The sequence below is a fragment of the Candidatus Pelagibacter sp. Uisw_127 genome, from assembly GCF_047722515.1.
In the GTDB taxonomy this organism is placed as follows: Bacteria; Pseudomonadota; Alphaproteobacteria; order Pelagibacterales; family Pelagibacteraceae; genus Pelagibacter.
The window spans coordinates 928,449-954,932 of record NZ_CP159815.1; the positions used below are offsets into that span (position 1 = coordinate 928,449).

Annotated in this window: 26 protein-coding genes and 1 other RNA gene; 3 read left to right on the forward strand and 24 right to left on the reverse strand. The window is 30.4% G+C overall.

What is annotated here, in order from left to right; translation table 11 throughout:
- Complete coding sequence (gene grxC, locus ABXT65_RS05125) at positions 1–255, forward strand: glutaredoxin 3 (protein WP_415322759.1); 255 nt, start codon at positions 1–3, stop codon at positions 253–255.
- A gap of 1 nt (position 256) precedes the next feature.
- On the opposite strand, the gene msrB is transcribed toward grxC, so the two are convergent.
- From msrB to hflK, 18 genes are all read right to left on the reverse strand, one after another.
- On the reverse strand, positions 257–631 hold the full coding sequence (gene msrB, locus ABXT65_RS05130) for a peptide-methionine (R)-S-oxide reductase MsrB (protein ID WP_415322761.1): 375 nt from the start codon (positions 629–631) through the stop codon (positions 257–259).
- A gap of 4 nt (positions 632–635) precedes the next feature.
- The gene (locus ABXT65_RS05135) at positions 636–1,586 is read right to left on the reverse strand and encodes a D-2-hydroxyacid dehydrogenase family protein (protein ID WP_415322763.1); all 951 of its coding nucleotides are present in this window, start codon (positions 1,584–1,586) and stop codon (positions 636–638) included.
- Positions 1,579–2,478 carry a DMT family transporter gene (locus ABXT65_RS05140; RefSeq protein ID WP_415322764.1) on the reverse strand — a complete coding sequence of 300 codons (900 nt, stop codon included), beginning with the start codon at positions 2,476–2,478 and terminating at the stop codon, positions 1,579–1,581. Before ABXT65_RS05140 ends, ABXT65_RS05135 begins: the two co-directional genes overlap by 8 nt.
- On the reverse strand, positions 2,479–3,720 hold the full coding sequence (locus tag ABXT65_RS05145) for an NAD(P)/FAD-dependent oxidoreductase (RefSeq protein WP_415322766.1): 1,242 nt from the start codon (positions 3,718–3,720) through the stop codon (positions 2,479–2,481).
- Between the two features lie 68 nt (positions 3,721–3,788).
- Complete coding sequence (gene rodA / locus ABXT65_RS05150) at positions 3,789–4,910, reverse strand: rod shape-determining protein RodA (RefSeq protein WP_415322768.1); 1,122 nt, start codon at positions 4,908–4,910, stop codon at positions 3,789–3,791.
- Positions 4,911–6,875, reverse strand: a complete 1,965-nt coding sequence (gene mrdA, locus ABXT65_RS05155; protein WP_415322770.1) for a penicillin-binding protein 2 — start codon at positions 6,873–6,875, stop codon at positions 4,911–4,913. It lies immediately after the preceding gene.
- Positions 6,865–7,386 (reverse strand): rod shape-determining protein MreD, encoded by a 522-nt coding sequence (mreD, locus tag ABXT65_RS05160; protein WP_415322772.1) that lies wholly within the window; start codon positions 7,384–7,386, stop codon positions 6,865–6,867. Before mreD ends, mrdA begins: the two co-directional genes overlap by 11 nt.
- Complete coding sequence (gene mreC / locus ABXT65_RS05165; protein WP_415322773.1) at positions 7,383–8,234, reverse strand: rod shape-determining protein MreC; 852 nt, start codon at positions 8,232–8,234, stop codon at positions 7,383–7,385. The genes mreD and mreC overlap by 4 nt, the downstream gene beginning before the upstream one ends.
- A gap of 5 nt (positions 8,235–8,239) precedes the next feature.
- Positions 8,240–9,277 carry a rod shape-determining protein gene (locus ABXT65_RS05170; protein ID WP_415322775.1) on the reverse strand — a complete coding sequence of 346 codons (1,038 nt, stop codon included), beginning with the start codon at positions 9,275–9,277 and terminating at the stop codon, positions 8,240–8,242.
- 1 nt (position 9,278) lies between these two features.
- Positions 9,279–10,841: a 2-isopropylmalate synthase gene (locus ABXT65_RS05175; protein ID WP_415322777.1), complete on the reverse strand. Its 1,563-nt coding sequence runs from the start codon at positions 10,839–10,841 to the stop codon at positions 9,279–9,281.
- 105 nt (positions 10,842–10,946) lie between these two features.
- Complete coding sequence (ilvC, locus tag ABXT65_RS05180; RefSeq protein WP_415322779.1) at positions 10,947–11,966, reverse strand: ketol-acid reductoisomerase; 1,020 nt, start codon at positions 11,964–11,966, stop codon at positions 10,947–10,949.
- A gap of 18 nt (positions 11,967–11,984) precedes the next feature.
- Positions 11,985–12,533 (reverse strand): acetolactate synthase small subunit, encoded by a 549-nt coding sequence (gene ilvN / locus ABXT65_RS05185; RefSeq protein WP_415322781.1) that lies wholly within the window; start codon positions 12,531–12,533, stop codon positions 11,985–11,987.
- Positions 12,534–14,300 carry an acetolactate synthase 3 large subunit gene (locus tag ABXT65_RS05190; RefSeq protein WP_415322783.1) on the reverse strand — a complete coding sequence of 589 codons (1,767 nt, stop codon included), beginning with the start codon at positions 14,298–14,300 and terminating at the stop codon, positions 12,534–12,536.
- Between the two features lie 19 nt (positions 14,301–14,319).
- Positions 14,320–15,261, reverse strand: coding sequence for a tRNA (adenosine(37)-N6)-dimethylallyltransferase MiaA (gene miaA, locus ABXT65_RS05195; protein ID WP_415322784.1), 942 nt, complete (start codon positions 15,259–15,261; stop codon positions 14,320–14,322).
- Between the two features lie 2 nt (positions 15,262–15,263).
- Positions 15,264–16,676, reverse strand: coding sequence for a Do family serine endopeptidase (locus tag ABXT65_RS05200; RefSeq protein ID WP_415322786.1), 1,413 nt, complete (start codon positions 16,674–16,676; stop codon positions 15,264–15,266).
- Between the two features lies 1 nt (position 16,677).
- Positions 16,678–16,863: a DUF2065 domain-containing protein gene (locus ABXT65_RS05205; protein WP_415322788.1), complete on the reverse strand. Its 186-nt coding sequence runs from the start codon at positions 16,861–16,863 to the stop codon at positions 16,678–16,680.
- A gap of 9 nt (positions 16,864–16,872) precedes the next feature.
- Complete coding sequence (gene hflC, locus ABXT65_RS05210; protein ID WP_415304264.1) at positions 16,873–17,733, reverse strand: protease modulator HflC; 861 nt, start codon at positions 17,731–17,733, stop codon at positions 16,873–16,875.
- The gene (gene hflK, locus ABXT65_RS05215) at positions 17,733–18,833 is read right to left on the reverse strand and encodes an FtsH protease activity modulator HflK (protein ID WP_415322790.1); all 1,101 of its coding nucleotides are present in this window, start codon (positions 18,831–18,833) and stop codon (positions 17,733–17,735) included. The genes hflC and hflK overlap by 1 nt, the downstream gene beginning before the upstream one ends.
- A 51-nt stretch (positions 18,834–18,884) precedes the next feature.
- On the opposite strand from hflK, the gene ABXT65_RS05220 reads away from it, so the two are divergent.
- Positions 18,885–19,712: an Mrp/NBP35 family ATP-binding protein gene (locus tag ABXT65_RS05220; protein WP_415322792.1), complete on the forward strand. Its 828-nt coding sequence runs from the start codon at positions 18,885–18,887 to the stop codon at positions 19,710–19,712.
- A 29-nt stretch (positions 19,713–19,741) separates the two neighbouring features.
- On the opposite strand, the gene ABXT65_RS05225 is transcribed toward ABXT65_RS05220, so the two are convergent.
- The 4 genes from ABXT65_RS05225 to thyX are packed head-to-tail and all read right to left on the reverse strand — an operon-like array spanning position 19,742 to position 23,848.
- Positions 19,742–20,581: an FkbM family methyltransferase gene (locus ABXT65_RS05225; protein WP_415322794.1), complete on the reverse strand. Its 840-nt coding sequence runs from the start codon at positions 20,579–20,581 to the stop codon at positions 19,742–19,744.
- Between the two features lie 3 nt (positions 20,582–20,584).
- On the reverse strand, positions 20,585–21,250 hold the full coding sequence (locus ABXT65_RS05230) for a glycosyltransferase (RefSeq protein WP_415322796.1): 666 nt from the start codon (positions 21,248–21,250) through the stop codon (positions 20,585–20,587).
- 31 nt (positions 21,251–21,281) lie between these two features.
- Complete coding sequence (locus ABXT65_RS05235; protein WP_415322798.1) at positions 21,282–22,877, reverse strand: hypothetical protein; 1,596 nt, start codon at positions 22,875–22,877, stop codon at positions 21,282–21,284.
- Positions 22,878–22,900: 23 nt separating this feature from the next.
- Entirely contained in the window at positions 22,901–23,848 is a 948-nt protein-coding gene (gene thyX, locus ABXT65_RS05240; protein WP_415322800.1) for an FAD-dependent thymidylate synthase, read from the reverse strand.
- A 20-nt stretch (positions 23,849–23,868) separates the two neighbouring features.
- Between thyX and ssrA the strand changes: the two genes are divergently transcribed.
- Positions 23,869–24,170: a transfer-messenger RNA gene (ssrA, locus tag ABXT65_RS05245) on the forward strand.
- 84 nt (positions 24,171–24,254) lie between these two features.
- Here ssrA and ABXT65_RS05250 read toward each other — a convergent pair.
- On the reverse strand, positions 24,255–25,325 hold the full coding sequence (locus ABXT65_RS05250) for an MrcB family domain-containing protein (RefSeq protein ID WP_415322801.1): 1,071 nt from the start codon (positions 25,323–25,325) through the stop codon (positions 24,255–24,257).
- Between the two features lie 36 nt (positions 25,326–25,361).
- A complete protein-coding gene (locus ABXT65_RS05255; protein WP_415322803.1) occupies positions 25,362–26,387 on the reverse strand; it encodes a hypothetical protein in 1,026 nt (341 codons plus the stop codon).
- Positions 26,388–26,484 lie beyond the last annotated feature (97 nt).

Genomic DNA, 26,484 nt, shown 5'->3' on the forward strand with positions numbered 1-26,484 from the left:
ATGAAAAATGTAACAATTTATACAGGTCCACTTTGCAATTTTTGTGATGCAGCAAAAAAATTATTAACTAGAAATAATGTTGAATATAAAGAAATTAATATTGCAACAGTTGATGGTGCAATGGATGAAATGATTTCAAAAGCTAATGGTAAAAGAACTATTCCTCAAATCTTTTTTGATGATCAACACATTGGTGGTTACGATGAAGCAAGGGCTTTAGAAAAAGAAGATAAGTTACAAGAACTTTTAAAATAAATTAATCTTTAGGCCTAAAGGTTAAGCAAACACCATTATTACAATACCTTTTACCTGTTGGCTTAGGCCCATCTTCAAATATATGTCCATGATGTCCACCGCATTTTTTACAATGATATTCCACTCGCTCATAACCTAATAGAGTGTCTGTTTTAGTTTCAAAAGCTTCAGGTAAAGAATCATAAAATGATGGCCAACCTGAACCACTTTCGTATTTTGCATTTGAATCAAATAATTTTTCGCCACAATTAGTACAGTGGTAGCTACCTTCTCTCTTCTCATGATTTAACTCACTAGTACCAGATGCTTCAGTGCCATCTTCAAATAAAATCAATTTTTGTTCAGCAGTAAGATCTGGATTAATTTTTTTTGTCATAGGTTTACTCTATTACTCTTAAAGGTTTACCAGCAACACAAGCTTCTAAGCCTTCAATCATCTGTGTATAAAACACGCTATAGTTCTCAGCAGTTACATAACCAATATGGGGCATTAACAATGCATTTGGTAAAAATCTTAATTTATTACCTTCTGATAAAGGTTCTTTTTCATAAACATCTAATCCAGCACCAGCGATCACATTGGTTGACAATGCAATAATTAAATCATCTTCATTAATAATGTTTCCTCTAGAGGTATTAACTAAAAAAGCAGTTTTCTTCATCATGTCTAGTTCTTTTAATTTTATTAATTCTTTATATCTTTCTCCCCCTTGAACGTGAATAGATAGAAAATCAGAATTTTGAAATAAATCTTCTTTACTACATGGCAGCACATCTAATTCTTTACATGTATCTAGGTTTAAATTTTCACTCCAAGCCATAACTTGCATACCAAAAGCTTTACCTATTTTTGCAACTTGTGATCCAACTCTTCCAAGGCCTACTAGGCCTAAAATTTTTCCCTTAAGTTCAAGGCCAATAGTTGACTGCCAGTAGCCTTGATACATATTATCAATTTCTTCTTTAAAGTTTCTAGCTAAACCTAAGATTAAACCCCAAGTTAACTCGGGTGTTCCTGAAGAACCAATTTCTGTTCCACATACTATAACTTTTCTTTTTTTAGCTGCCACTAAGTTTATAGCTTTATTTCTCGAGCCACTTGTTATGATGTATTTAAGATCATTAAGATTATCAATCAAATTTTTGGTAATTGGAGTTCGTTCTCTCATTATTAATAATGCGCCAAAATCTGATAATTTTTCTATCGCATCTGCTTCATCCACAAAAGGTTCGCTGAATATTTTAAATTCATATTCTCCTGATAGTTTTTTTAAATCAACAAACTCATGAGAAACATTTTGATAATCGTCTAAGATAGCAACTTTAAGCATTTTTAAACTTTCTATTTGATAAAAGAATTCCAGTTAAAATAAATATTGCACCTAACATATGATAAAACATAAATTTTTCATTAAAAATAATCATGGCCATAATTGCACTTAATATAGGCATCATATGCAAAAAAACACCTGCACGATTAGCTCCAATCAAAGAAACTCCTTTTATCCAAAAAATAAAGGAAGCAAGACCTGGAAACAAAACTACATAAAATAAAATCATGTAAAAGTTTTGATCTAGGACAATTCTATAGCCCATTTGATACTCTATAAAATAAATTGGTATTAAGAAAATAAAGCCAAACGAAATTACCACTTCTAGTAATCCTAGTTGAGATAGTTCATGTTTTTTTTTCTTTAATAGGGCAGAATAAGTAGCCCAAGAAAGCATTCCAAAAACCATTGTAATATCACCCTTGTTAAAATCTAAGTTTATTAATATTCCAAGATTTGCTTTTGTTATAATTAAAACTACTCCAATAAAAGAGCAAGTAACCCCAAATATTTGAAAAATATTAGTTTTTTCAATCTTTAGAATTGATGAAATAAAAATAATCATTACTGGTATTGTTGATATCATTAATACTCCACTAATAACTTGAGTAAAATTTAAAGAGTAATAAACAATTGAATTAAATATAGTAACACTCGTTATTCCAAGAACGATATAATATTTATAATTTTTTAAAATATAGTTTCTTTTTTTTAATATTTCTTGAATTGTAAATGGTGCTAAAATTAACCAAGCAAAAAGCCATCTATAAAAGTTTAATGAAAAAGGTGGGATTTGATATTGACTAGCAAATTTTCCAACCAAAAAATTACCAGACCAAAATAGAGTTGCTAAAAATAAAAAAATATACGCAATATTATTCTTATTAGTCACCTAACTGAACCTAAGAGAGCTATATGGTTTTAAATCTAAGTTTGTATTTTCTTCAGCAATCATTCCTGAGATTATTTTCCCTGAAATTGGTCCTAAAGTCCATCCTAAATGATGATGACCAAAACAATAAAAAACATTTTTATGTTTTTTTGAAGGTCCTATTACGGGTAGATAATCTGGCAATGTTGGCCTAAAGCCTAACCATTCATCTTCGTGTTCAGGCAAATCACCCATCATATATTTTGCATTATTAATTAAATTTTTAACTCTTGATTTAGATAATGGATTATCTAAACCCCCAAATTCAACTGTGCCTACCACTCTAAGCCCTTGTTCCATTGGGGTAATACCAAATCCTCTATTTTGGAAAATTACAGGTCTGCTTAAAAGATGATCGCAATCTTTAAAATGAACATGATATCCCCTTTCAGTATCAAGAGGTATTTTTTCATCTAAATTATCTGTTAATTTTTTAGAAAATGAACCACAAGCAATAACAATTTTATCAAAAAGAAAGCTTTGGGTTTCAGCTTTTATAACTGGTTTTTCATCATTAAAAGTTATGTCTTTGATATTCATCTTTAAAAATTTGCCCCCCTTTTTTAAAAAAAGTTCGTATAGCTTTAAAAGTATTTTTTTAGGATTTCTAGCATGTCTACCATGTTGATAATAAACACCTCCGTGGTAAATAGGTTTTATATTTGGTTCTAAATCATGAATTTCTTCCGGTGTTACTACTTGTTGGTCTACACCAAGCTCATTTCTAACTTTAATTTCAAGCTCTCTACTTTTTAAACTTTGATCGTTCCAAATATATAGAATACCTTTTTTTTCAACCAATCCTCCAAGTTCAATTTCATCAAATAACTCATCGTAAGCAGGTAATGCTAAATCTAAAATTTGATGCATGTTTTTGGCTGTGTGCATCATTCTATCGGTGGTACAGTTCTTTATAAATTTTAAAAACCATGGAAGCATTTTTGGAACATAGTTCCATTTAAGAGCAAGTGGGCCAGTTGAACTTAAAAGCATTGCCGGAACATCAGTTAAAACATCTGGTCTATTTATTGGTACAGATGCATATGGAGAAAAATGACCCGCATTACCATAAGATGCAGCAGGACTACCAGGTTCATCTCTATCAAAAATCGTTACGTTAAAACCTTTTTTTTGTAAAAATAGTGCATTGGAAATACCTTGAATACCAGCACCTACAATTCCAATTTTTAATTTCTTTTCCATAACACTCTATATAATTCTTAAATTTAAATATTCTCGCGACAAATTCGACAACCAAAGTATTAAAAGACTTAAGCTATTAGTTGTTTATGATTAATGTTTGCACTCATAACAATTCCAAATCCAATCATTGTTGCTAGCATTGAGGATCCACCGTATGACATAATGGGTAATGGTGATCCAACTATAGGGAGTAAACCTAAAACCATCGACATATTTACTGTAACATAAAAAAATATTGCAGATCCATAACCATAGCAAAAAAGTTTAGCAAAATAACTTCTTGAGATTGCACCAATTCTTAAAACTCTATAAATAATAATTATATAAATTAGCAATAAACCTAATGATCCTAGAAAACCTTGTTCTTCAGCAAATAATGTAAAAATAAAATCAGTATGCTTTTCTGGCAAAAATTCTAAATAACTTTGAGTACCTTTTAAAAACCCCTTCCCATTTAATCCACCTGATCCAACAGCTATTTTAGATTGAATAATTTGATACCCCGCTCCTAATGGGTCACGATCAGGATTAAGAAATGTTAAAATTCTTAATTTTTGATAGGGTTTTAAAAGTGCAATAGCAAAAGGCATTGAGATCAATAAAGCTATAAAAGAATATATAAAATACTTAATATTTATTCCCGCAAGCCATATAACAACTAGGCCACTTAGTGCAATTAAAATTGAGGTTCCTAAATCAGGCTGAGTAATAACAAGCATGATTGGTAAAATTAAAATCACCAAAGCAATAAACATAACCTGAAAGTCATTAATTTTGTTAGTTTGTATTCGATGATAATATTTTGCAAGACACACTATTATTGCAATCTTCATCAATTCAGACGGTTGTAAATTAATAAAATATAGATTTATCCATCTTTGAGACCCTGAAGATTTGATACCATATAAAGATGCCCAAACTAATAAAAATAAAATAGCAATATAAAATACATAAGCAAAGTAATGCCAAAATTTTATATTTAAAAATGATATAAAAATCATCATCGTAAAAAAAATTAAAAATTTTGATATATGGCTTTTGCTGTGAAATAAAATTTCCCCTCCATCAGTTGAGTACATAGACAAAGAGCTAATTAAACCCAGCAATAAAATACAAGTTAGCAAGATATAATCAAAGTTTTTTAATTTCTGAAAAAAAGTTATCTGTGTATTAAACGAATTATATAGCATTTATATTTTTATAGCTTTTTGAATTCTGGTTTGTTCTCTAAGTTCGTGCCTATCTACAATTAACTTAAAGAGTTTTTTTGCAATCGGTGCTGCCGTTGAACTTCCTGATCCACCATGCTCAACAACGATGCTTAATGCATATCTTGGGTCTTTATATGGCCCAAAAGCGATATACAATGCATGATCTCTTTCATTATAGGGAATTTGAGATGTACTTAGGTCAAGTTCTCTTGCTACTTGAGTTATTCTTCTAACTTGTGATGTTCCCGTTTTTCCAGCAAATTGATATTTTGGATCTTCAATTCTAGATGAATAGGATGTTCCTCTAACTTCATTGGTTGAAGCAAACATTGCTTCTTGAACTAATTTTATATTTTTAGAATTTTTAAATAGACGATTGTGTTCTTTCTGGTTTGAAAATCCCAAAAGTTCACTTGCATCCTGTAATCCATTATTTTTTTCATCCAAATTTTTAGCATTTTTATTCATTATAAGTTTAATTTCCTCTGCTGTTTTAATATTTTCTTCCACTATTATTTTTGGATAAATTTTAAATCCACCGTTTGCAAGTTGGGCTGTCATTTGACATAATTGCAGAGGCGTAGTTTGAGTATAACCCTGCCCAATACCTGTAATTAATGTTTCACCTATAACCCAGCCTTTTCCTAAATTATTTTTTTTCCATTTAGTGTCAGGAATCAATCCTTTTTTCTCAATATCAAATATTTCACCTAAAACTTTTTCACCAAGACCAAATTTTAAAGATGTTTTTTTTAAACGATCTACACCAAGCTTTCTTGCAATTTCATAAAAATATGTATCACAAGACTGTTTCATTGCACTTTTTAAATTTACAAGACCATGGCCTTTTTTTTTCCAGCAATGATAAGTTTGGCCATACATTTCAATTTTTCCCTTACAGTTGACCTTAAAATTTTCATTAATAATTCCATTTTCTAGCGCAGATAGAGCCACCATCGGTTTATACGTTGAGCCAGGTGAATATAAACCTGATAAAGTTTTATTAACCAATGGTTTTAATTGATTATTTCTAATTAACTGCCAGTCGTCTTGATTAATTCCAAAAAGAAATAAGTTAGGGTCAAATGAAGGCGAAGATTGCATCGCTACAATTTCACCAGTGTAAATATCCATGACACTTATTGAGCCTGCCATATCCTTTAAAAGTTTATTACATAACTTTTGAATTTCTGTGTCTACGGTCAGTTGGATCGTTTTACCATTTAATCCATCTGTATAATCAAGTTGACTAATTCTTTTTCCATATGCGTTAACTTCATATCTTTGAATACCATTAGTACCAATTAATTCATTTTCAAAAGTTTTTTCTAAACCAGTTTTTCCAACTTTAAGACCTGGTACGTGCTTACTTTTTATCACCTCATTATTTAAAAGGTCTTTCGCACTAGCCTCACTTACATAGCCCAAAATATGGGTATACTTATCATTAAATGGATAGTTACGAGAAACAGATAGAACTGGTTTTGCTCCAACTAAATCATGCAAGAAATAATTAACTTTTGTGAACTGTTCCCAGGTTAAATTTTTAGAAATAATTAATGTTTCCCAAGGTTTTTGTTTATTTTTTTTCCTTATTACTTTTTCAAATTCACTATTATTAAGGTTTAAAATTTCTTTTAGTCTTACCATTAAATATTTAAAATCTTCTACCTCTTCAGGAATAACGTGCAATTGATATATCTTTATATTACCAGCAATAATATTTCCAAAATAATCTAAAAATTCACCTCTAATCGGAGGCAGTCTCCATTCACGTAGTCTATTTTTATCAGATAGAGTTAAATATTTTTTATTTTCTGTGATTTGTAATGAAAATAATCGTGCTATTATTCCTCCGAATACAATAAGCTTTGCTGCACCAATAATAAACATTCTTCTATTAATGGTTTGATTTTTCTTAACTCCAAAATTTTCACCTAACATTATTACTGCTCACAAAGTAATTTTCAAAAATATCAAATAGACTTGAAAATAAAAAATACAACAAAAATGTGAATGTAATATTTATTATTTGATTAAAGTAATTTAACTCATAATTAAAAATAAAATTTAAAGCCACAAATAATAATGAATTTACAATCAAAATTGTAGTAAGAAAAAATATACTATCTTTTATTAAGCTTGGTCTTAAAGTAATATTTCTAAGGTAAGAGGCTGCAACACAAATGATTAAATATATTAAGCTGGTTAGTCCCATAGGAGTACCTCCTACAACATCATTAAATAAACCTGCTACAAATATATAACTATACCCTAAGCTTTCACTTTTTTTTACACTGTAATAAAAAATTAAAATATAGGAAAAATTAAATGAAAAATATTTTAAACCTAAATGATTAAAATCATAATCATTTAAAACGGATACAAAAAGTAGAATTAATGGTATTTTTGAAGATATTTTATTAATGAGATTTTTATTGCTCAGCTCTGTCATTCAGCCTCATTTTTTATAAATGAAAAAATTTTTACAAATCTTAATTGAGAAAAATCTGAAAAAAATTCTACTCTTTTTTCGTCGCCTAAAAAGGCACTATTTATTCTACCTATTGGTATTCCTGCTTTAAATAAACCACTAGTGCCTGATGTATAAATAATGGACTGACTTTGAATTTCTTTATACTTCTTGGTATATTGGATAACACCATGATCTTCTCCTGTTCCAGATAGTATTGATAATAACCCATCAGGCTCCAAAGTAACTGGTATCTTACTATTCAAATCTGATAACAATAATACTCTTGATGACAAATAATTAACTTGAATAACTTTTCCTACAAGGTATTCCCCATCCATTGCAATCATTCCTAGATAAAGACCTTGTTTGCTTCCTTTATTAATAATAATTGATTTTAAAAATGGGCTTCCTTTGTCGCTTAAAACTTTAGCGACTATAGCTTCTGATACACTCACGTATTCATCAATTATATTTTTTAATCTTTGATTTTCTAAGATAATAAATTTATTTATCAAAACTTTTGATTTTAACTTTGCTAATTCAGATTTATTTTTTTCATTTTCTTTATAAAGATTTTTGTGATTTTGAATTGTAAAATAGCTATCTTTTATAAAGTTTTCTGGTCCTGATATAATAAAAGAGGATCTGTATACTATTTCTTTAATGGTTATTTTCACATAGTTTATAGCTTTAAAGTTTAAACTACCTAGAATTAAAAAAACTATAGAAAAGATAATTAAACTCAACAATGAAAACCTTTGTTGCGTTCCTTTTTTTAAGAAAGCAGACCTTATTGCAATTACAAAATCATCTCTGCTTGTTTCCATTTTTTCTAATATTCAGATAGCATAGTAGAGAAGGTCTCTTCTTGATCTAAAGCTTTTCCTGTACCAATTGCAACACATGCTAAAGGGTCATCAGCTATGAAAACTGGCAATCCTGTTTCTTTAGAAAATCTTTTATCAATATTTTTAAGTAATGCCCCCCCACCAGTCAGTGTTAATCCCATATCAACTAAATCAGCAGATAATTCAGGTGGTGTGTTTTCTAGGGCATCTTTTATTCCATTCACCATGTCTTTAAGAATATCATTTAATGCCTCAGCAGTATCTTCTTCAGTAATGTTTACCTCCTTAGGTGTTCCAGATCTTAAATCTCTACCTTTTACCGCATAAGTATTATTATTAGATGGAATAGCCGTACCGATTTCTTTTTTTATTTTTTCAGCAGTACTATCTCCAATCAGAAGATTATATTCTTTTCTCATATAGGTAACTAGTGCCGTATCCATTGCATCTCCTGCTATCCTTAATGATTTAGAATAAACAAGACCTCCTAGTGACATAACAGCTATCTCTGTAGTACCTCCGCCAATATCAACAACCATTGATCCTGTTGCTTCTGAAATTGGAAGACCCGCTCCAATCGCTGCTGCGATTGGCTCTTCAATTAATTGAACTCTTCTGGCTCCTGCTGCTAGTGCACTATCTTGAATTGCTTTTCTTTCAACTGGTGTAGATCCAGTAGGAACACAAATTAAAATTCTAGGGTTTGCAAAAGTTTTATTCTTGTGAACTTTTTTAATAAAATGTTTAATCATTTCTTCAGTCACTATAAAATCTGCTATCACTCCATCCCTTAAAGGTCTAATGGCACTAATATTTCCAGGCGTTCTTCCAAGCATTGTTTTTGCTTCATCCCCAACAGCTAAAACAGTTTTTTTCCCGTTGTTCTCAGCTATAGCGACAACAGATGGTTCATTTAAAACTACCCCTTGCCCTTTTAAAACAACAAGTGTATTAGCGGTTCCTAGGTCAATCGCCATATCTTGACTCCAAATACTAGTTAAATTTTTAAACCATTTAGACATCTTATATTCCCTTCACTTTCTGAGTTTCGTGCTCTATTGGAGCAGTTTTTTTTCTTTTAATTATCATTTTATTTAAAGCACTTAAATAAGCATTGGCTGACGCTACCAATGTGTCAGTGTCAGCTGCTTGTCCTACAGTAGTTTTTCCTTCCTCTTCAATTCTAACACTAACAGTTGCTTGGGCATCAGTTCCTTCTGTAACAGCGTGAACTTGATATAACTGTAACTTAACATCATGCGGGTACAAAACTTTTATACATTTGAAAATTGCATCTACAGGACCATCTCCTGTTTCTGAGGTTGATTTAACCTCACCATAAACATCAAGTGTCATTTCTGCTTTTTGTGGCTCACCTGTCCCTGCAAAAACTTTTAATGATTTTAAATTAATTACATATTTATCTAAAATCATACTGTCATCAACTAATGCTGCAATATCGTCATCATAAACATGTTTTTTCTTATCTGCTAAAATCTTAAACTTACCAAAAGCAGTTTGAATTACATCATCTGTAACATTTGCATAACCAAGGTCATTTAATTTTTCTTTAAATGCGTGTCTTCCAGAATGTTTTCCCATCACTAATGAGGTTTTTTTAACACCAACACTTTCTGGTGTCATAATCTCATATGTTTCTCTATTTTTGAGCATTCCATCTTGGTGAATGCCTGCTTCATGAGCAAAAGCATTTTTTCCAACAATTGCTTTATTAAATTGTACTGGGAAAGTTGCGTTAGAGACAACTTTTGATGCTTTACTTAATAATTCAGTTTTAATATCTGTTGTATAAGGCATCAAGTCATTTCTTGTTCTTATTGCCATTACAATTTCTTCAAGTGCAGCATTACCAGCTCTTTCACCTATTCCATTAATTGTACATTCAACTTGTCTAGCACCCGCAGAAACGCCAGCTAAAGAATTTGCAACAGCTAATCCTAAATCATTATGACAATGGACAGATAATATAGCCTTATCTATATTTGGAACTTTATTTTTTAGTGTTGTGATTATTTTTGTAAATTCAGAAGGAGTTGTGTAACCAACGGTATCTGGAATATTTATTGTAGTTGCACCACAACTTATTGCAAGTTCAACTGACTTACACATATAATTCATATCAGTTCTTGTTCCATCTTCACAAGACCATTCAACATCATCTGTTAAGTTTCTTGCATAAGTAACACTTTCTTTTATCGCATCTAGAACCTGTTCAGGTGATTTGTTTAACTTATGCTTCATATGCAAAGGACTTGTTGAAATAAAAGTATGAATTCTAAATCTTGGAGCAGCTTTTAATGCTTCATAACATGCATCTATATCTTTTTTACTAGCTCTTGATAACCCACATGGAATTGAATTTTTTAAAATTTTACTTATTGCTGTTACAGCTTCAAAATCACCTGGTGATGCAATAGGGAAACCAGCTTCAATAATATCAATTCCTAGTTCATCAAAAATTCTTGCAATTTGGATTTTTTCTTCAAGACTCATTGATGCACCTGGTGATTGCTCACCATCACGCATTGTTGTATCAAATATAAAGACTTTATCTTTGTCGGTCATAGCCAATAATTTTAGAAAAACTATAATACAATCTATAATAGAGATTGCAAAATAATTGTTATAGTTTTGCTACAATCTTTGGTCGATTTGGGTTTTTTTTAAAAATTAACTCTTATCACTATCTATTAATTTTTTCTTACCAATCCAAGGCATCATTGCTCTAAGCTCAGCACCCACTTTTTCAATTGGATGATCCGCAAGATCTTTTCTCATTTTTAAAAAGTTCTTCTGCCCACCTTCGCACTCTTTCATCCAATCTTTAGTAAATTTACCAGATTGAATATCAGCTAGGACTTCTTTCATTCTTTTTTTGCTTTCACTATCTACAATTTTTTTACCAGATACATATTCGCCATATTCTGCGGTGTTTGAAATTGAGTAATTCATATTGGCAATTCCACCTTCATAAATTAAATCTACTATCAGTTTTACTTCATGTAGACATTCAAAGTAGGCCATTTCAGGTTCGTATCCGGCTTCTGTTAAAGTTTCAAAACCATTTTTAATTAACTCAACTAATCCACCACAAAGTACAGATTGCTCACCAAATAAATCGGTTTCACACTCATCTTTAAAAGTTGTTTCAATAATACCTGATTTTCCACCACCGATCGCTGAAGCATAGGATAATGCAAGATCTCTTGCTTTACCTGTTCCATCTTGATGAACAGCAAATAAACATGGCACCCCACCTCCTCTTTCAAATTCACTTCTAACCAAATGTCCAGGTCCTTTTGGTGCAACCATAAATACATCCAAGTCTTTTCTTGCATCAATAAGTTTGTAATGAATATTTAATCCATGAGCAAAAGCTAGACTTGTTCCTTCTTTGATTCTTTGTTCGATATGATTTTTATAAATTGAAGCTTGTAATTCATCTGGCGTAAGTATCATTGCAACCTCTGCCCATTCAGCAGCATCTGACATATTCATTACCCTTAATCCTTTAGATTCTGCTTTTGCTTTACTTACCGAACCATCTCTAAGAGCTACAACAACTTCTTTAGCTCCACTATCTTTTAAGTTTAATGCGTGTGCATGTCCTTGACTACCATAACCAAAAATTGCTATTTTTTTGCTCTTAATTAAATCTACGTCTGCATCTTTTTCATAAAACATTTTCATTTTTTTTCTCCTTTATAATTAATTAAAAATTTCTGCACCTCTAGTCATTGCAACCGCTCCAGTTCTTGAGGCACTAACAAGACCGAATGGTTTTAAATTTTTTGTCACCTTATCTATCTCTCTTCTTAATGCTGTTATTTGAATTACAGCAGATTTATTTGTTTGATCTAATATAACTGGACTGTATTTTTTACAAGCATTTAAAGCTTTATTAATTTTGTTAGGATTTGCAACAATTTTTAATAGTGCCATCTCTTTAAATATGACATTTTTATCTTCTCTTTTAAAATTTCCCACTTTGTGAACTGGAACTAGCTTTTTTAATTGTAATACAATTTGCTCTATAACCTGGGGTGTTCCAGTAGTTACTATGGTAATTCTAGAAAGATTTTTTTTGTGATCTACTTCTGCAACTGCTAACGATTCAATATTGTAGCCTCTACCTGAAAATAGTCCAACTACTCTTGATAATACACTTGCTTCATTATCGACCCAAACAACAATTATATGAGTATCAATTTTACCTAATTTGCTAGGTGTACTGTATGCTGATTTAGATTTTGTCATTTAAACTAATGCTTTTCCTTTGCCTGTAATTTTATTTTCTTCTTGGTCCTTGGGGCCTAATAACATTTGGTTGTGAGGCTTTCCTGAAGGTATCATTGGAAAACAATTCTCATCTTGATCAACATGACAATCAAAAATTACAGGTCCATCTGTATTAATCATTTCTTCAATTTTTTCATCCAATTCATCTGGATCTTCTGCTCTAATTCCAACACACCCGTAAGCTTCGGCTAATCTAACAAAATCTGGTAATGCTTTTGAGTAACTTTCAGAATAGTTTTTTTCATGAAGGAGTTCCTGCCACTGCCTAACCATGCCCATATATTGATTATTTAAAATAAATATCTTTACTGGCAGATTGTATTGAACTGCTGTTGACATCTCTTGTATATTCATCAAAATTGATGCTTCTCCAGCAATATCAACCACTAATTTCTTTGGGTGAGCAACCTGAACACCTACTGCAGCAGGTAAGCCATACCCCATTGTTCCAAGACCACCTGATGTCATCCATCTATTAGGTTTATTAAATTTATAATGTTGTGCCGCCCACATTTGATGCTGACCAACCTCTGTAGTTATGTAGGTGTCTTGATTTTTTGTTAATTCATAAAGTCTTTGTACGGCATGTTGTGGTTTAATAATTTTATCACTATTAGCAAAGTTTAGAGATTGTTTTGTTCTCCATTTTTGAATTTGTTGCCACCATTTTGAAATTTTTTGTTTATTAGATTTTTCTAGATTTAAATTTTTCTTTTTTAAAGTTTTTGTTGTAGATCTAATGACATCACTCACATCGCCTACAATAGATAAATCAACTTTTACAATTTTATTTATTGATGATGGGTCAATATCAATATGAACTTTTTTAGATTTTGGAGAAAACTCATCTATCTTTCCAGTGATACGGTCATCAAATCTTGCACCTATATTAATTAGTAAGTCACAGTCATGCATTGCGTTATTGGCTTCATAAGTTCCATGCATTCCAAGCATTCCTAAAAACTGATTATCATCTCCCGGGTAAGCACCTAGGCCTTGAAGAGTTGAAGTGATCGGAAATCCAGTTATAGAAACAAGTTCTCTTAATAGCTCACTTGCTTTTGGGCCTGAATTAATTACACCCCCACCAGTATAAAAAACTGGTCTTGAAGCTTTTTTCATTAAATCAACTAATTGATCGATATCACTTTGCTTAAATGCATTGTGAGATTTTTCTTTTAATTTTATTTTTTTTTTAGGTTTAAAATATTTTGCTTTTGCAAACTGAATATCTTTTGGAATATCAACTAATACTGGTCCTGGTCTTCCAGTTGTTGCAACTTCAAACGCTTCATGCATTATTCTTGGAAGATCATTAATATCTTTAACTAACCAATTATGTTTTGTGCATGGTCTGGTAATACCTGTGGTATCACATTCTTGGAAAGCATCTGTTCCAATTAAATGAGTTGGTACCTGACCTGAAATACAAACTAAAGGTACTGAGTCCATGTAGGCATCAGTTAATGCAGTAACAACATTGGTAGCACCCGGCCCTGATGTAACTAATACAACACCTGGTTTACCTGTTGATCTTGCATAGCCTTCCGCAGCATGACCGGCACCTTGCTCATGTCTAACTAAAATATGTTTTATTGATGGATGATTTTTTAACTCATCATAAATTGGGAGTACTGCTCCACCTGGATAACCAAAAATATGTTCTACTTTTTGGTCTTCAAGACATTTAAATACAATTTCAGCTCCAGAAAATAGTTTTGGCATTCAGGCAATCTATCGGATTTTATGTTAATTGGTCAAGTTTAAGCGATGTTTTTTTTAATTTTTTTATATAGCCAACAATATTGATTGGATTAATTTTTTCCCAAGATGTCATCCTACTTCTCGCCCATGTGGCTTGTCTTTTGGCGTATTGTCTTGTTTTAATTGAAATTAATTCTTGGGCTTGATCTAAATTAATTTTTTCATCTAAACACTGTGTCAATTCGTCAATCCCTATTACTTTATTTACACTTAAATCTTTTTTGATCTTTGATTTTATAAATTTTTTTACCTCATTTATTGCCCCATTCTCAATCATCTTGATTGTTCTTAGTGATATTCTTTTAATCAAATCTTCTCTTTTAAAATCAATATATAGTTTTAAAAATTCTCCATCTTTAAATTCAGATTTAGTTTTGTTTAGCCACTCATAAATAGAAATTTTTGTATATGATTTAACTTCAAAAGCTCTAATCGTCCTTTGAGAATCATTTTGATCAAATTTATCTTTAGCCATAGAATCAATTTTTAAAAGTTTTTTATAGAATTTTTTCTGGCCTTCTTTTTTTTGTATCAATCTAATTTTATTTCTAAACTTAACAGGAATTTCTGGAATTTTAACTAAGCCATCAATTAAAGATTGGAAATACAATCCTGTGCCACCAACTAAAATAGGAATTTTTTTTCTTTTTTTTATTTCTTCAATTTTTTTAATAGCAGTCTTTAACCATTGGCCTGTAGAAAATTTTTTATCTAAATCAATAACACCATACATATGATGTTTAATATTTTTTTTCTCTTCTTTATTTGGTCTAGCAGTAAGAATTTTTAATTGTTTATAAACCTGCATGCTATCTGCATTAATAATTTCACCATTAATCTTTTTAGCAATTTTTACAGCAAAATTTGATTTACCTGATGCAGTGGGACCTGAAATTAAAATAATCTTGGACTGTTTGTCCATTATCAATCTAATTTAACACCAATATATCTTCTTTGGTTTTGATTATTATAAATTACAATTAAAATTGTTTTTTGATTAGATTTTAGAGCTTTATCAACTATATCTTCAAGATCTTTTGTGTATCTAATTTTTTTCTTTTGGACTTCAACTATTACATCGCCTACATTTAAATAATTAACTGGGCTATTTTTGCCAATATTAGTTAAAACCAATCCTGTTGTTTGATTGGGAAGTTTTCTTTCCTTAATATCTTTTTGATTTAATGGTCTTACTATAATTTTTAAGGATTTAATTTCTGAAATCTCTGGTGTTTCTACATCAGTTTCTTTTTTTTCTTCTTTGAAATCACTTGATGTTTCTAATCTCCCTAATTTAATTTTTTTTATAATTTCTTTTTTGTTTCTCCAAACTTTAACGTCAACAGTTTTACCAACTTCTGTTTGTGCTACAATTATTGGCAACTCTTTCATTTCATTAATTGTAGTTCCATTGAATTCTAATATGATATCACCTGCTTTAATTCCTGCTTTATCTGATGGACTTTTTTCAGCAACACTCGCTACTAATGCACCTCTTGGTTCGTCTAATTTTTCAATATCAGCAATTTCTTCTGTTACTACTTGAATTCTAACACCAAGCCATCCTCTTTTAGTTTCACCAAATTCTATTAATTGGCTAACAACTTTTTTTGCACTGTTGGCTGGTATTGAAAAGCCTATACCAATTGAACCGCCTTTACCTAAAATTGCTGTATTAATACCAATTACATCTCCATTCATATCAAATAATGGCCCCCCTGAGTTTCCAGAATTAATCGATGCATCTGTTTGAATATAATCTTCATAACGCGAGAGACCTATTGATCTATTTCTTGCTGAAATAATTCCTGAAGTAACCGTTCCACCTTGTCCATATGGATTACCGATTGCTATTACCCAATCTCCAATTCTTGCCTTATCTGAATCTCCAAACTTAACTGGTATAAATTTTTCTTTAGAAATTATTTGAAGAACAGCAATATCAGATAAAGGATCTGCCCCAATAACTTTAGCTTTATATTCTTTATCTCCATTAACTCTAACTACAATATCTTCTGCATTTTGAATAACGTGGTTGTTAGTTATCACAATCCCTTTTTCCTCAATTATAAATCCAGACCCCAATGCTGCGGATTTTCTAGTTTGCGGTGTTCCAAATTCTTTAAACATATCTTCAAAAGGAGATCCTGGGGGGAATTGAAATCCTGGGAACGGATTAGTATTTGTGGTTACAGTAGTTGTTGTTGAAATATCTACAACAGATGGCATTAATCTTTCAGCCAGATCTGCAAATGATGCTGGTACATCTTTTGCGAAAATCTGAGAAGCAAAAGCAATTGTGAAAAATACTATTAATAATTTTTTAATTCTGTTCATTTTAATTTTTTATGTACCAAATAATAATAAATCCTAAAATTGCAAATATCAATCCCCCTGTTCTTAGTTGACTATTAGTCACATCATTTAATTTCAATAACAAACTTTTCATTTTTGATGGAAATATGGCATACAAAATTCCTTCGATAAAAAGAAAAAGACCAAAAGCTATAATTAGCTCCTTCATGTATTTGATTTATTTTTTTGGTTTAATATTTCCAAAAAATTTAAAAAACTCACTATCAGGTGACAAGATTACAGAAGTGTCTCCACCTATTAAGGCAGTCTCGTAAGCCTGCATCGCTCTATAGAAAGCAAAAAATTCTGGATCTCTACCAAATGCATCGGCAAAAATTGCATTTCTTTCACCATCTCCTTGACCTTTCATAATTTCAGAATCTTTGTTTGCATTAGCCAGCAATACTGAAACATCTTTATCAGCTGTTGATGTAATAGTCACTGCCATCTCAGCGCCTCTCGCTCTAAATTCTTTAGCTTCTTTCTCTCTTTCAGTTTGCATTCTTCTAAAGATCGCTTCACTGTTTGCTTCAGGTAAATCTGCTCTTTTAATTCTTACATCAACAATTTTAATACCAAAATTTTTAGCCTCAACATTCACACCTTCTTGGATTAAAGACATTTGCTTACTTCTATCTTTTGATAACAATGTTTGTAATTCTTGCTGTCCTAGAACATTTCTAAGTCTTGAGTTAATAATTGTTGCTAATCTTGATCTTGCAACCCTTTCATTTCCAACTGAAATATAGAATTTTAAAGGGTCTACAATTTGAAACCTTGCAAAAGCATCAACAATCAATCTTTTTTGGTCTGATGCAATCACTTCTATTGGTGGTGTATCTAAATTTAAAATTCTGCTATCCAAAAATACTACATTTTGAATAAAAGGCATTTTAAAGTTTAGACCAGGTTCTAGTATGATTTTTTTAGGGTCACCAAATTGAAGGACAATTGCTTGATTAACTTCTTTAACTATAAATATAGAGAAGAAAGCTAATGCTGCTATTATAATAGTTATTGGTAATAAAATTTTTTTCATTAATTATTCGCTTTCTTTTTGCCTAGTTCAGGAAGTGGTAAGTAAGGAACAACTCCTGACCCTGCACCTTTTTCAATAATTACTTTGTCTATATCTGCCAAGACTTTTTCCATAGTCTCTAAATACATTCTCTCTTGAGTAACTTCTTTAGCCTTAAAATACTCATTATATATTGAAATAAATCTGCTAGCTTCACCTTCTGCTAAAGCAACAACTTTCTGCTTATAAGCTTCAGCTGCTTGCATAATTTTTGCAGCTTCTCCTCTTGCTCTCGGGATTACATCGTTTGCATAAGCTTCTGCTTCATTTTTAGATCTTTCCATATCAGCTCTTGCTGCTTGAACATCTCTAAATGCATCAATTACTTGATCAGGTGGATCTGCTTTTTGAGTTTGAACTTGTGTAACTTGAATTCCACTATTGTATTCATCCAATATTGATTGGATAATTTCTTGTGTTTCAATTTCTATCTGAGCTCTACCTTCTGTTAAAACTGGCTGAATATTACTTTTAGCAATTACCTCTCTCATTGCTGTTTCTGCTGCAGCTTTTACTGTTCCTTCTGGATCTTGAATTTGGAATAAAAATTTGCTTGCATCTTTAATTACCCAAAATACTGAAAAATCTATATTAACGATATTCTCATCACCAGTTAGCATTAAACTTTCTTGGGGCACATCAGCAACTCCTCCACCTGAAGAAAATCCGCTATCTCTTTCAGATCTAAATCCAATATCTATTCTATTAACCTTTGTAACTTTTGGTGTCTGAACTGTCTCTACCGGACGTGGAATGTGATAATGTAATCCTGGTTGAGTTGTTTTTATAAACTTACCAAATCTTAGCACAACACCTTGTTCATCGGGTCCCACTCTATAAAGTCCACTTGCTAACCATACAAATGCTAAGATAATTAAAATTAAACCAATTGGTTTTTTTCCTGACGAGCTTCCACCAGGTAAAAATTTATTTATTCTACTTTGAATGTCTCTAATAATTGCATCGATATCTGGTGGTGTGGGTCCTTTTCCTGAACCATTTCCTCCTCCTGGAGGTGTTCCCCATGGACTTCCGCCTCTTCCTTGAAAATCATCTGACATATGACAAAGTATATAATGTCTTTATAACAAAAAACAAGTAATGATCATGATATGACTGATAAAAAGCCAGAACTAAGTGACGCAATGAAAAGGAAACTTGAACCTAAAAAATTCACAAAGAACCCAATTTTAGGAACAAAATTTACAATAGCTGTTTCAAGTGCCAAAGGTGGTGTTGGAAAATCTACTTTTGCAACAAACCTTGCCTTAGCATTAAAACAAATTGGCTGCAAAGTTGGATTACTTGATGCAGATATTTATGGCCCCTCCATTCCAAAAATGTTTGATATTAATGAAAAACCAAAAAGTGATGGTCAAACTTTAACACCAATTACAAAATATGACATTCAATGTATGTCTATTGGCTTTCTTGCAGACCAACAAACACCAATGATTTGGCGTGGACCCATGGTTACTAGTGCAATTAAAACCTTTACTCAAAAAGTAGGTTGGAAAGATTTAGATTTTATAATCGTTGATATGCCCCCTGGAACTGGTGATACGCAATTAACTTTTTCTCAAGAGATTAAAATGGATGGGGCAATTATAGTTTCTACACCTCAAGAAGTTGCACTACTTGATGTAAAAAGAGGAATTAAAATGTTTGATAAACTTGGAGTTAAAATTTTAGGTCTAGTTGATAATATGAGTTACTTTAAGGGTGATGATGGTAAAAAATATAAAATATTTGGTGAAGGTGGAGTTAAGCGAACTGCTGAAGAATTTGAAAAAGAATTTTTAGGAGAAATTCCTATAAATCCTGAAGTTGGTAAATGTGGTGATGAAGGAAAGCCAATTGTTGAAGCTAACCCAGATCATGAAATTTCTAAAATATATTTAGGTTTTGCTAATAAAATTAAATCAATTTATTTAAAATAAAATTTTATTTATACATTAACAATTAATTATTAGTTTTTTATTAAAATGATATCAGTACTTGAGCCATCAATTATTTTAATCTTATTTAATTTATTAAAATTTAAATCATAGATCTTGTAATTATATTTTTTTAAAAAATTATAAAATTCTTTAGTGCTTGAGCCATATTCATAAAATGAATAAGGAGCATATTCTATAAATATTATAGGGTTTTTTTTAGTTAAAGTTTGAACGGCACTTTTTAATACATTCATCTCAAAACCGTCAACGTCTATTTTCAGAATAATTTGATCTTTAATCTTATTTTTTTTTACAAAAGAATCTAAAGAAATAGTTTTAGTAGACTTGTTAACTTTTTTTAAAATTCCTTTATGAATTTTGTGAGAATCTTTATTTGAATTAAGGCTCCAGCTAGAATAAATATTTTTAGGTCTAATTTTATTGTTAGATACAAAATATCTAGATGATTTAATCTTTTGTTTTAACTTAGGGTTAAGATTGATATTATTAATTTGTTTTTTAAAAGCGTAATCAGTGGGCTCTATAGAAAAAACTTTAAAGTTCGTAAAATTTTTACTTAGCAGGCCACTGGTTATAGACAACGATTTGTCACCAATATTTGATCCTATGTCAATTATATTAAAGAAATTGTTTTGGGATTTCTTATGACTAAATATATGCCTATTTATAGATAGGACTAAATTTTGTTGAAATGATCCGAATAGAAAAATAGATAAATCAATACCTTCTGAAATATCCAATTTCCAGTTTATTAAATTTCTATTTACAATAACATCTTTTTTAATTCCAAAAAAAAACATTACTCTAAATATTATTTTAGCAATTATAATTTTTGTATTTGTTTTCACAATTTATCTAATTTTAAAAAAAAATCTTAACATTCCAAGAAGTATTTTAAAACCATCTCTGAATTCATTCACTTTTTTAAAGCCGGCAATCCTTTTTCTCTCATAACTTGGTATGTCCAAGTATAAAGCATTCATTCTTTTTGCTTTAATTGGGATCTCAATACACAAACAAAAATCAAGACTTTCTAAATTTAGAGATTTAAATGATTGTGTTTTGCCTAAAATATAGGTGTACAAAATATCAGACAATTTTAGGGAAAATAAAATATTTCCCAGTGATGAAAAAATAAAATTTCCTATCTTTGTGATTAATGTGTCATCTTCACTACCACCATCTTTTAAATATCTTGATGAGAAAACATAGTCTCGTTCTTTACAAAGTTCTAATTTTTTACTTAAATATTTGGGATCAAAAGAACCATCTGCATTGAATATACAGAGATACTCTGTTTGAACATTATTAATTCCCTCTATCAATGCATCCCCATAACCTTTTTTATTTTGATAAATTATCTTACAGTCAAAATTTTTTATAGAATTTATGGTTTCTAAGTCTGTTTCATGCAGAATAACAATTTTTTTACATTCTAGGAACTCAACTTCCTTTAACACCGATGGTAATGAGCCAGATTCTTCTTTGGCTGGGATAATTAAAGTAAGGTTTTTCATAATTTTTTTAAATATTGAATTTAGTTTATTATCAAATTTCTAATTCTTTGCACAATGAATTAATTTTTTCATTGTCAAATTTATTATGCCAATATTGCAAATAAGACACAGTTGAGTCGAATTGTTCAGATTTTATCTGAAATCTAAATTCTTTACAAATACCAATCATTAAATTTTTTCTTTCAAAAATTTCCACATAACGATCTCCTGTCGAAGTAAAATATGACTTTAAAAGATCATTGTTAAATAGAAAAATAAATACAAATATCAAAGGAATAAATCTAATATGCCTTAAGTTAAAATAATTTAAAGAAACTGCTAAAACTATTAAGTAACAAAAGGTATAATATAAATGATAGTTTAATGATGGTCTTAAACTATTTATAAATGTAATTAAAAGAAAAATTGCTAATAAAGAAAGTAAATAAGAAACAGAAAAATTTTTGTTATAAAAATATTTTTTAAGAGTTACAACAATTAATGTTAAAAGCAAAAACAATTCCATTAAACTTTCACTATAGCTTGATAGAATCTCTAAAATAGTTGTCAAAATAAAATTGATATTAATCAAACCGTTTGCAAACATCGCTTCCATCTCAGACAAGTAGTGTATTGGATTTGTTATTCTCAAATAAATAAAATCATTTACAGGGATAATATTTAAAAAATCAAATAAAAGTATAATCAAAAACCCAAAAATAAATCCATGCAAAACCATTGATAACAATATGAATTTTTCTTTTAATAAATAAATTTTAAATTTAGATGTAATGAAAAAATAAATCCCAATAAACATAAAGCTCAAAACAAACACAAATAAATCTAAATATTTATTTTTTTCAAACCTTACAAATTCTTGAATTTTAAGTTGGAATACTAAATAACAAAAAATTATCAATATAAGTGAATAAATTAAGTAATTAATATTAATTCTGGAAAACAGATAATGATTACTAATTCTTTTTTCATTATTGATATTTGTAGCAATAAAAAAAACCAAAAAGGTTATAAAAAAAATCACTTGTATTTTTGTAAACATTGAAAGTAGTAAAAAAATTCCTGCAAAAAAGTAATTTTTTATTTCAATTTTATCTGTTTTAATTACAAAAATTATACTTAAGATAACGAACAATAAGCTTAAATTTTCTGATCTAAGTGAAAAAAAAGATAATGAAAACCAGTTTGAAATTAAAAAGATTATACACGCTACAAAAATTATTTCCCTTTTGATCTTTAAAAGTTGAATTAATTTCAAAAAAGATAAAAATAAAAACAAATTTATAAAGTAATTAATCACCCTAGAAACTTGAAAATAAAATTGAAAAGTTTCGTTCATTTTATTTGAATCTAGTATTTCATCTATGTTTGTAGAAAAATTGCTTTGGAAGATACTTATGATCTTATAAGTATAACCATGCAATAAAAATGTAGTGAATGCAGGATGATCTCTTCCTTCTTGTTCAAGGCCAGAACTAATTAATAACGAATTGTATAATATATAAAAATCATGATCCATCATTGACGACCAGTGATTAAATCTTAATTGATAAAGATTGAAAAAAAAATAGAGAATAAGAATTAAATAAAAAACATATGTTTCTCTTAAATTAAAATTTTTAAAAAACATTTTTTTTTTTAATGAAGGAATTGCTAGATAGTTTTGTCATTAAGATCAAAGGCTTCCATTAATTCATTCCATTCTCTTTTAGATAGGCCAGAGCTATCTGGGTTTACATCTTCACCTTTAATAAGTTTTTGGATTATAACTTTCCCTTTTGCTGAAACTTCTGTTCCACCCACTCTATAATCCATAAACGCATCATAAGTTATTGGAACCCATTTCTTAACAGTATCCAACATGATATCAGCATATACTCTTATTTCATATTGAGCATGACTATCAGCTCTAAGTCTTAAAAAATTCATCAAATTTAATAAATCAGTTTTCCAATACCATTGGGTATAAGTATTTAAAGTTAAGTTCATTCTTGCAAGCTCTCTGGCTAGCCCTTTTTTATTTTCATCAATGGTTGAACCGTCAAATCTCTCATTCAACATCATCTCATAATTGTCATAAGTTCTATCAGCATCATTTTTTAAAAGTTCCAAAACTTCTTTTGCTTGTTCTCCTTCAATAACATCACCTCTTCCCTGTCTGTTGCTTGAAGATTGTGCTGCTAGATTTTCTGCTGATGGTAAATAAAATTCTTTATCTAAAATAGAATACCTTGCTGAGTACTCATTAACATTTGCTGTTCTATGTCTAATCCATTGACGAGCAATAAAAATTGGGAGCTTAACGTGATATTTAATTTCACACATCTCAAATGGAGTACTATGCCAATGTCGCATTAAATATTTAATTAGACCCGCGTCTGTTGAAACCTTTTTAGTACCCTTTCCGTAAGAAACTCTTGCTGATTGAACAATTGATGTATCGTCACCCATGTAATCTACAACTCTTACAAAACCATGGTCTAGAGCAGGCATTGCTTCATAAAGAATATTTTCGAGAGCAGGTGCCGTAACTCTTTTCGTTTGATTTTGTTGAGACTGCTGGTCTTTAATTTCTTGTGCTTGTTCTTTAGTTAATTTCATGGTTTTATTGAATTTCTTTTTTTATTGAATCTCTTTCAAATGCTTTTATATTAATACTGTTGGCTTGCCAACTACGACGATAAACGAATTTCGTAATAACCATTACGGACGTGGGGGCAGTACCCACCACCTCCACCATTACAACTTATGGGGGTGAAACAGGATCGACGGGTGACTAAAGGCTATTCTTTCGTTCGGGATTGTTCCACCGTGACGGGCTAAACTTTAAATGCTAACGAAAGTTACGCTATTGCTGCATAATTAACTTAGGTTAATTATAGAAGCACGGTCTGGGGCACCGGGTAACAGAACGCCCCTTACCACTCTCCTACTTCTCTTTTTTTATAATGCTGATTAACGTTTAGATTACTTTTTGGCGGACTGGTGTCGGCATTTTCTACTTAAATTATAATTTTTTTATTTGGTCTTTAAAGTTTTTATTAATTCTGTCCTTGAATTCACTGAGGGAAATTACTCTGTCTTTCTCTTTTTTCATCATTCTATGTATCATTCTATGACAGTTTGCGCATAGCATAGCAAAATCTTTTGACGAACGAGACATCTTTTTATTTGTTTCAACTTCTTCTTTAACCTTAAACTTTGGTTCAATATGGTGTGCTTCTATAAAGTCTTTTTTCTTACTATATTCTCCATAAATTTTCTCATATTTTAAACCACAAGCCTGACAGGTATAATCGCTATTTTTTTTTAACTGTTTTATTAATTTAGGATCTGTTTTGATAATTTCATTTTCCTTGTTAATATGCCTAACAATTTTTATTTCAAAGCCTGAAGTTATTTGATCTTGATCGAAAGAAATATTGTCAAATGCACCTTCTAAAACACCACCTCTTTCAATTGCCAAATTAAACAACTTCATCATTTCTATTAAATCATTCTGTAGCTCTTCTTCGCTTGGAAGTTTTTTAACTTTATATATTTTTCCAAATGCACAACTTTTGACCCATCTTTCACTCTTTTTATTTGTTGCCTTCCTATCTAAATTTGTTTTGGAAACATTGGTAAAGTTAGCTTTATACTCTGGAAGTTTTTTTCTAAGATTTATAGCACCATCTATAAGTTTATGGTCAACGTCCTTTGGAAAATTTAATCTAATATTGTATTCACCCTGACCCAATGAAAACATTATAAACTTTTCATCTTTATCAACTGCATATACAGGGTAGTAACCACATTGTGGTGAGACCCTTCCATTTGGTTGAAGGGAAACTTTTGGGTGAAGAATAGCAATCCAAGGAGCAGTAACCCACTGCCCATCACCGGCACTAGCATTAACCTGGAAACCATTTAATTCATTTTTGAAATTTTCTTCAAAAATTTTAGGTATTTCTCTTGATATCCATCTAGCTAATTCATTTTTTGGGGGTATAGATGGTTTTTTTGGATTTGTTATTGTTCTGGATCGCTCATTTTGAAATTCTGTTGCTAACTTGTATAATGTATCTCTAATCTTCATACAACAAACCCAGAACCATGATCCCTAAAATCTTTTTCATTTAATTTTTGCAGAAATAAAATCAAAGATTTGAGGATAATAATCTTGAAAACAAGAATAATAAAGCATTACATGCCCTCTAGCTTTTTTCTTCATTTCTTTCTTTTCTTTTTCATCAACTGGCTTAAATCCTTTATGTTTTTTTTTAACATCATGGGTCTCTTCCCATCCCGCTTGCATTCTTGGCAAATCTTTACACAGTTTTCCATTTACAGAAATTTCTCTACCATTTTTTGCATTGTGACCAGCTAATTCAATCATAGTGGCACCCGGTATATCTCCTATCCATTTTAAATATTTGTAATCACTATGCCAGTCTGCATGACCGTCAACGGGACTTGAAAAACTAATTGAAGAAAGTTCTTTAAAAGTTTTCATTTCATCAATTAACATTTTTCTTATAGGTCCATTTGGTTTTCTGTCCCAACAATTAGGCATATAGGCGATAGCACTGTTAAAAGCATCAGGGTATTTTCCTTTAAGTCTAAGTGCGTTCCATGCACCACAAGAATGTCCTGATAAAAATATTTGGTTTCTAGGTGTGCCTTTACTTGCAAAATAATCTATAGCTTCCTTTGTTCTTTTTTCTCTTAAATAAGTAGGAAAATTATTTATAACACAGTCATACCATGGAGGATGATAACCTCCTCTAAGTTTCCATCCACAAGCATATCCAATTTCTTTCCCTTTAAAAGGATCATTCTTTTTGTCAATTAAACTTCCATTCATCCATAAAACAGTTTCTTTTCCTTTAATATTTTTTCCAGAAAGATTAGGTGCCATTAATTTTGCTAAGCTAGAAGCCCAGCCTGGTCCCCAGCTTTTATCCCATCCCCACCCACCATGATTGAAGATAATTATGATTTTGTTTTCTGGGTTTTCAATATCTCTACCTTTCTGAATTTTTAATTTTTTTCCATCTGACCAAACAAAAGCATCAAAATTATTTGGCTTATGGTCGTTAGCAAAAGAAGTATTAGTCCACAACAAACTCAGAACTATAATCCCTAAAAGCTTTTTCATGAACCCAGACCCTAGCACTAATATCTTTGGCGGCCTAGTGTCGGAATTTTTGGTAATTTTCTACCTTTACGTATTTCAATATCGTTGCAAAATAAAG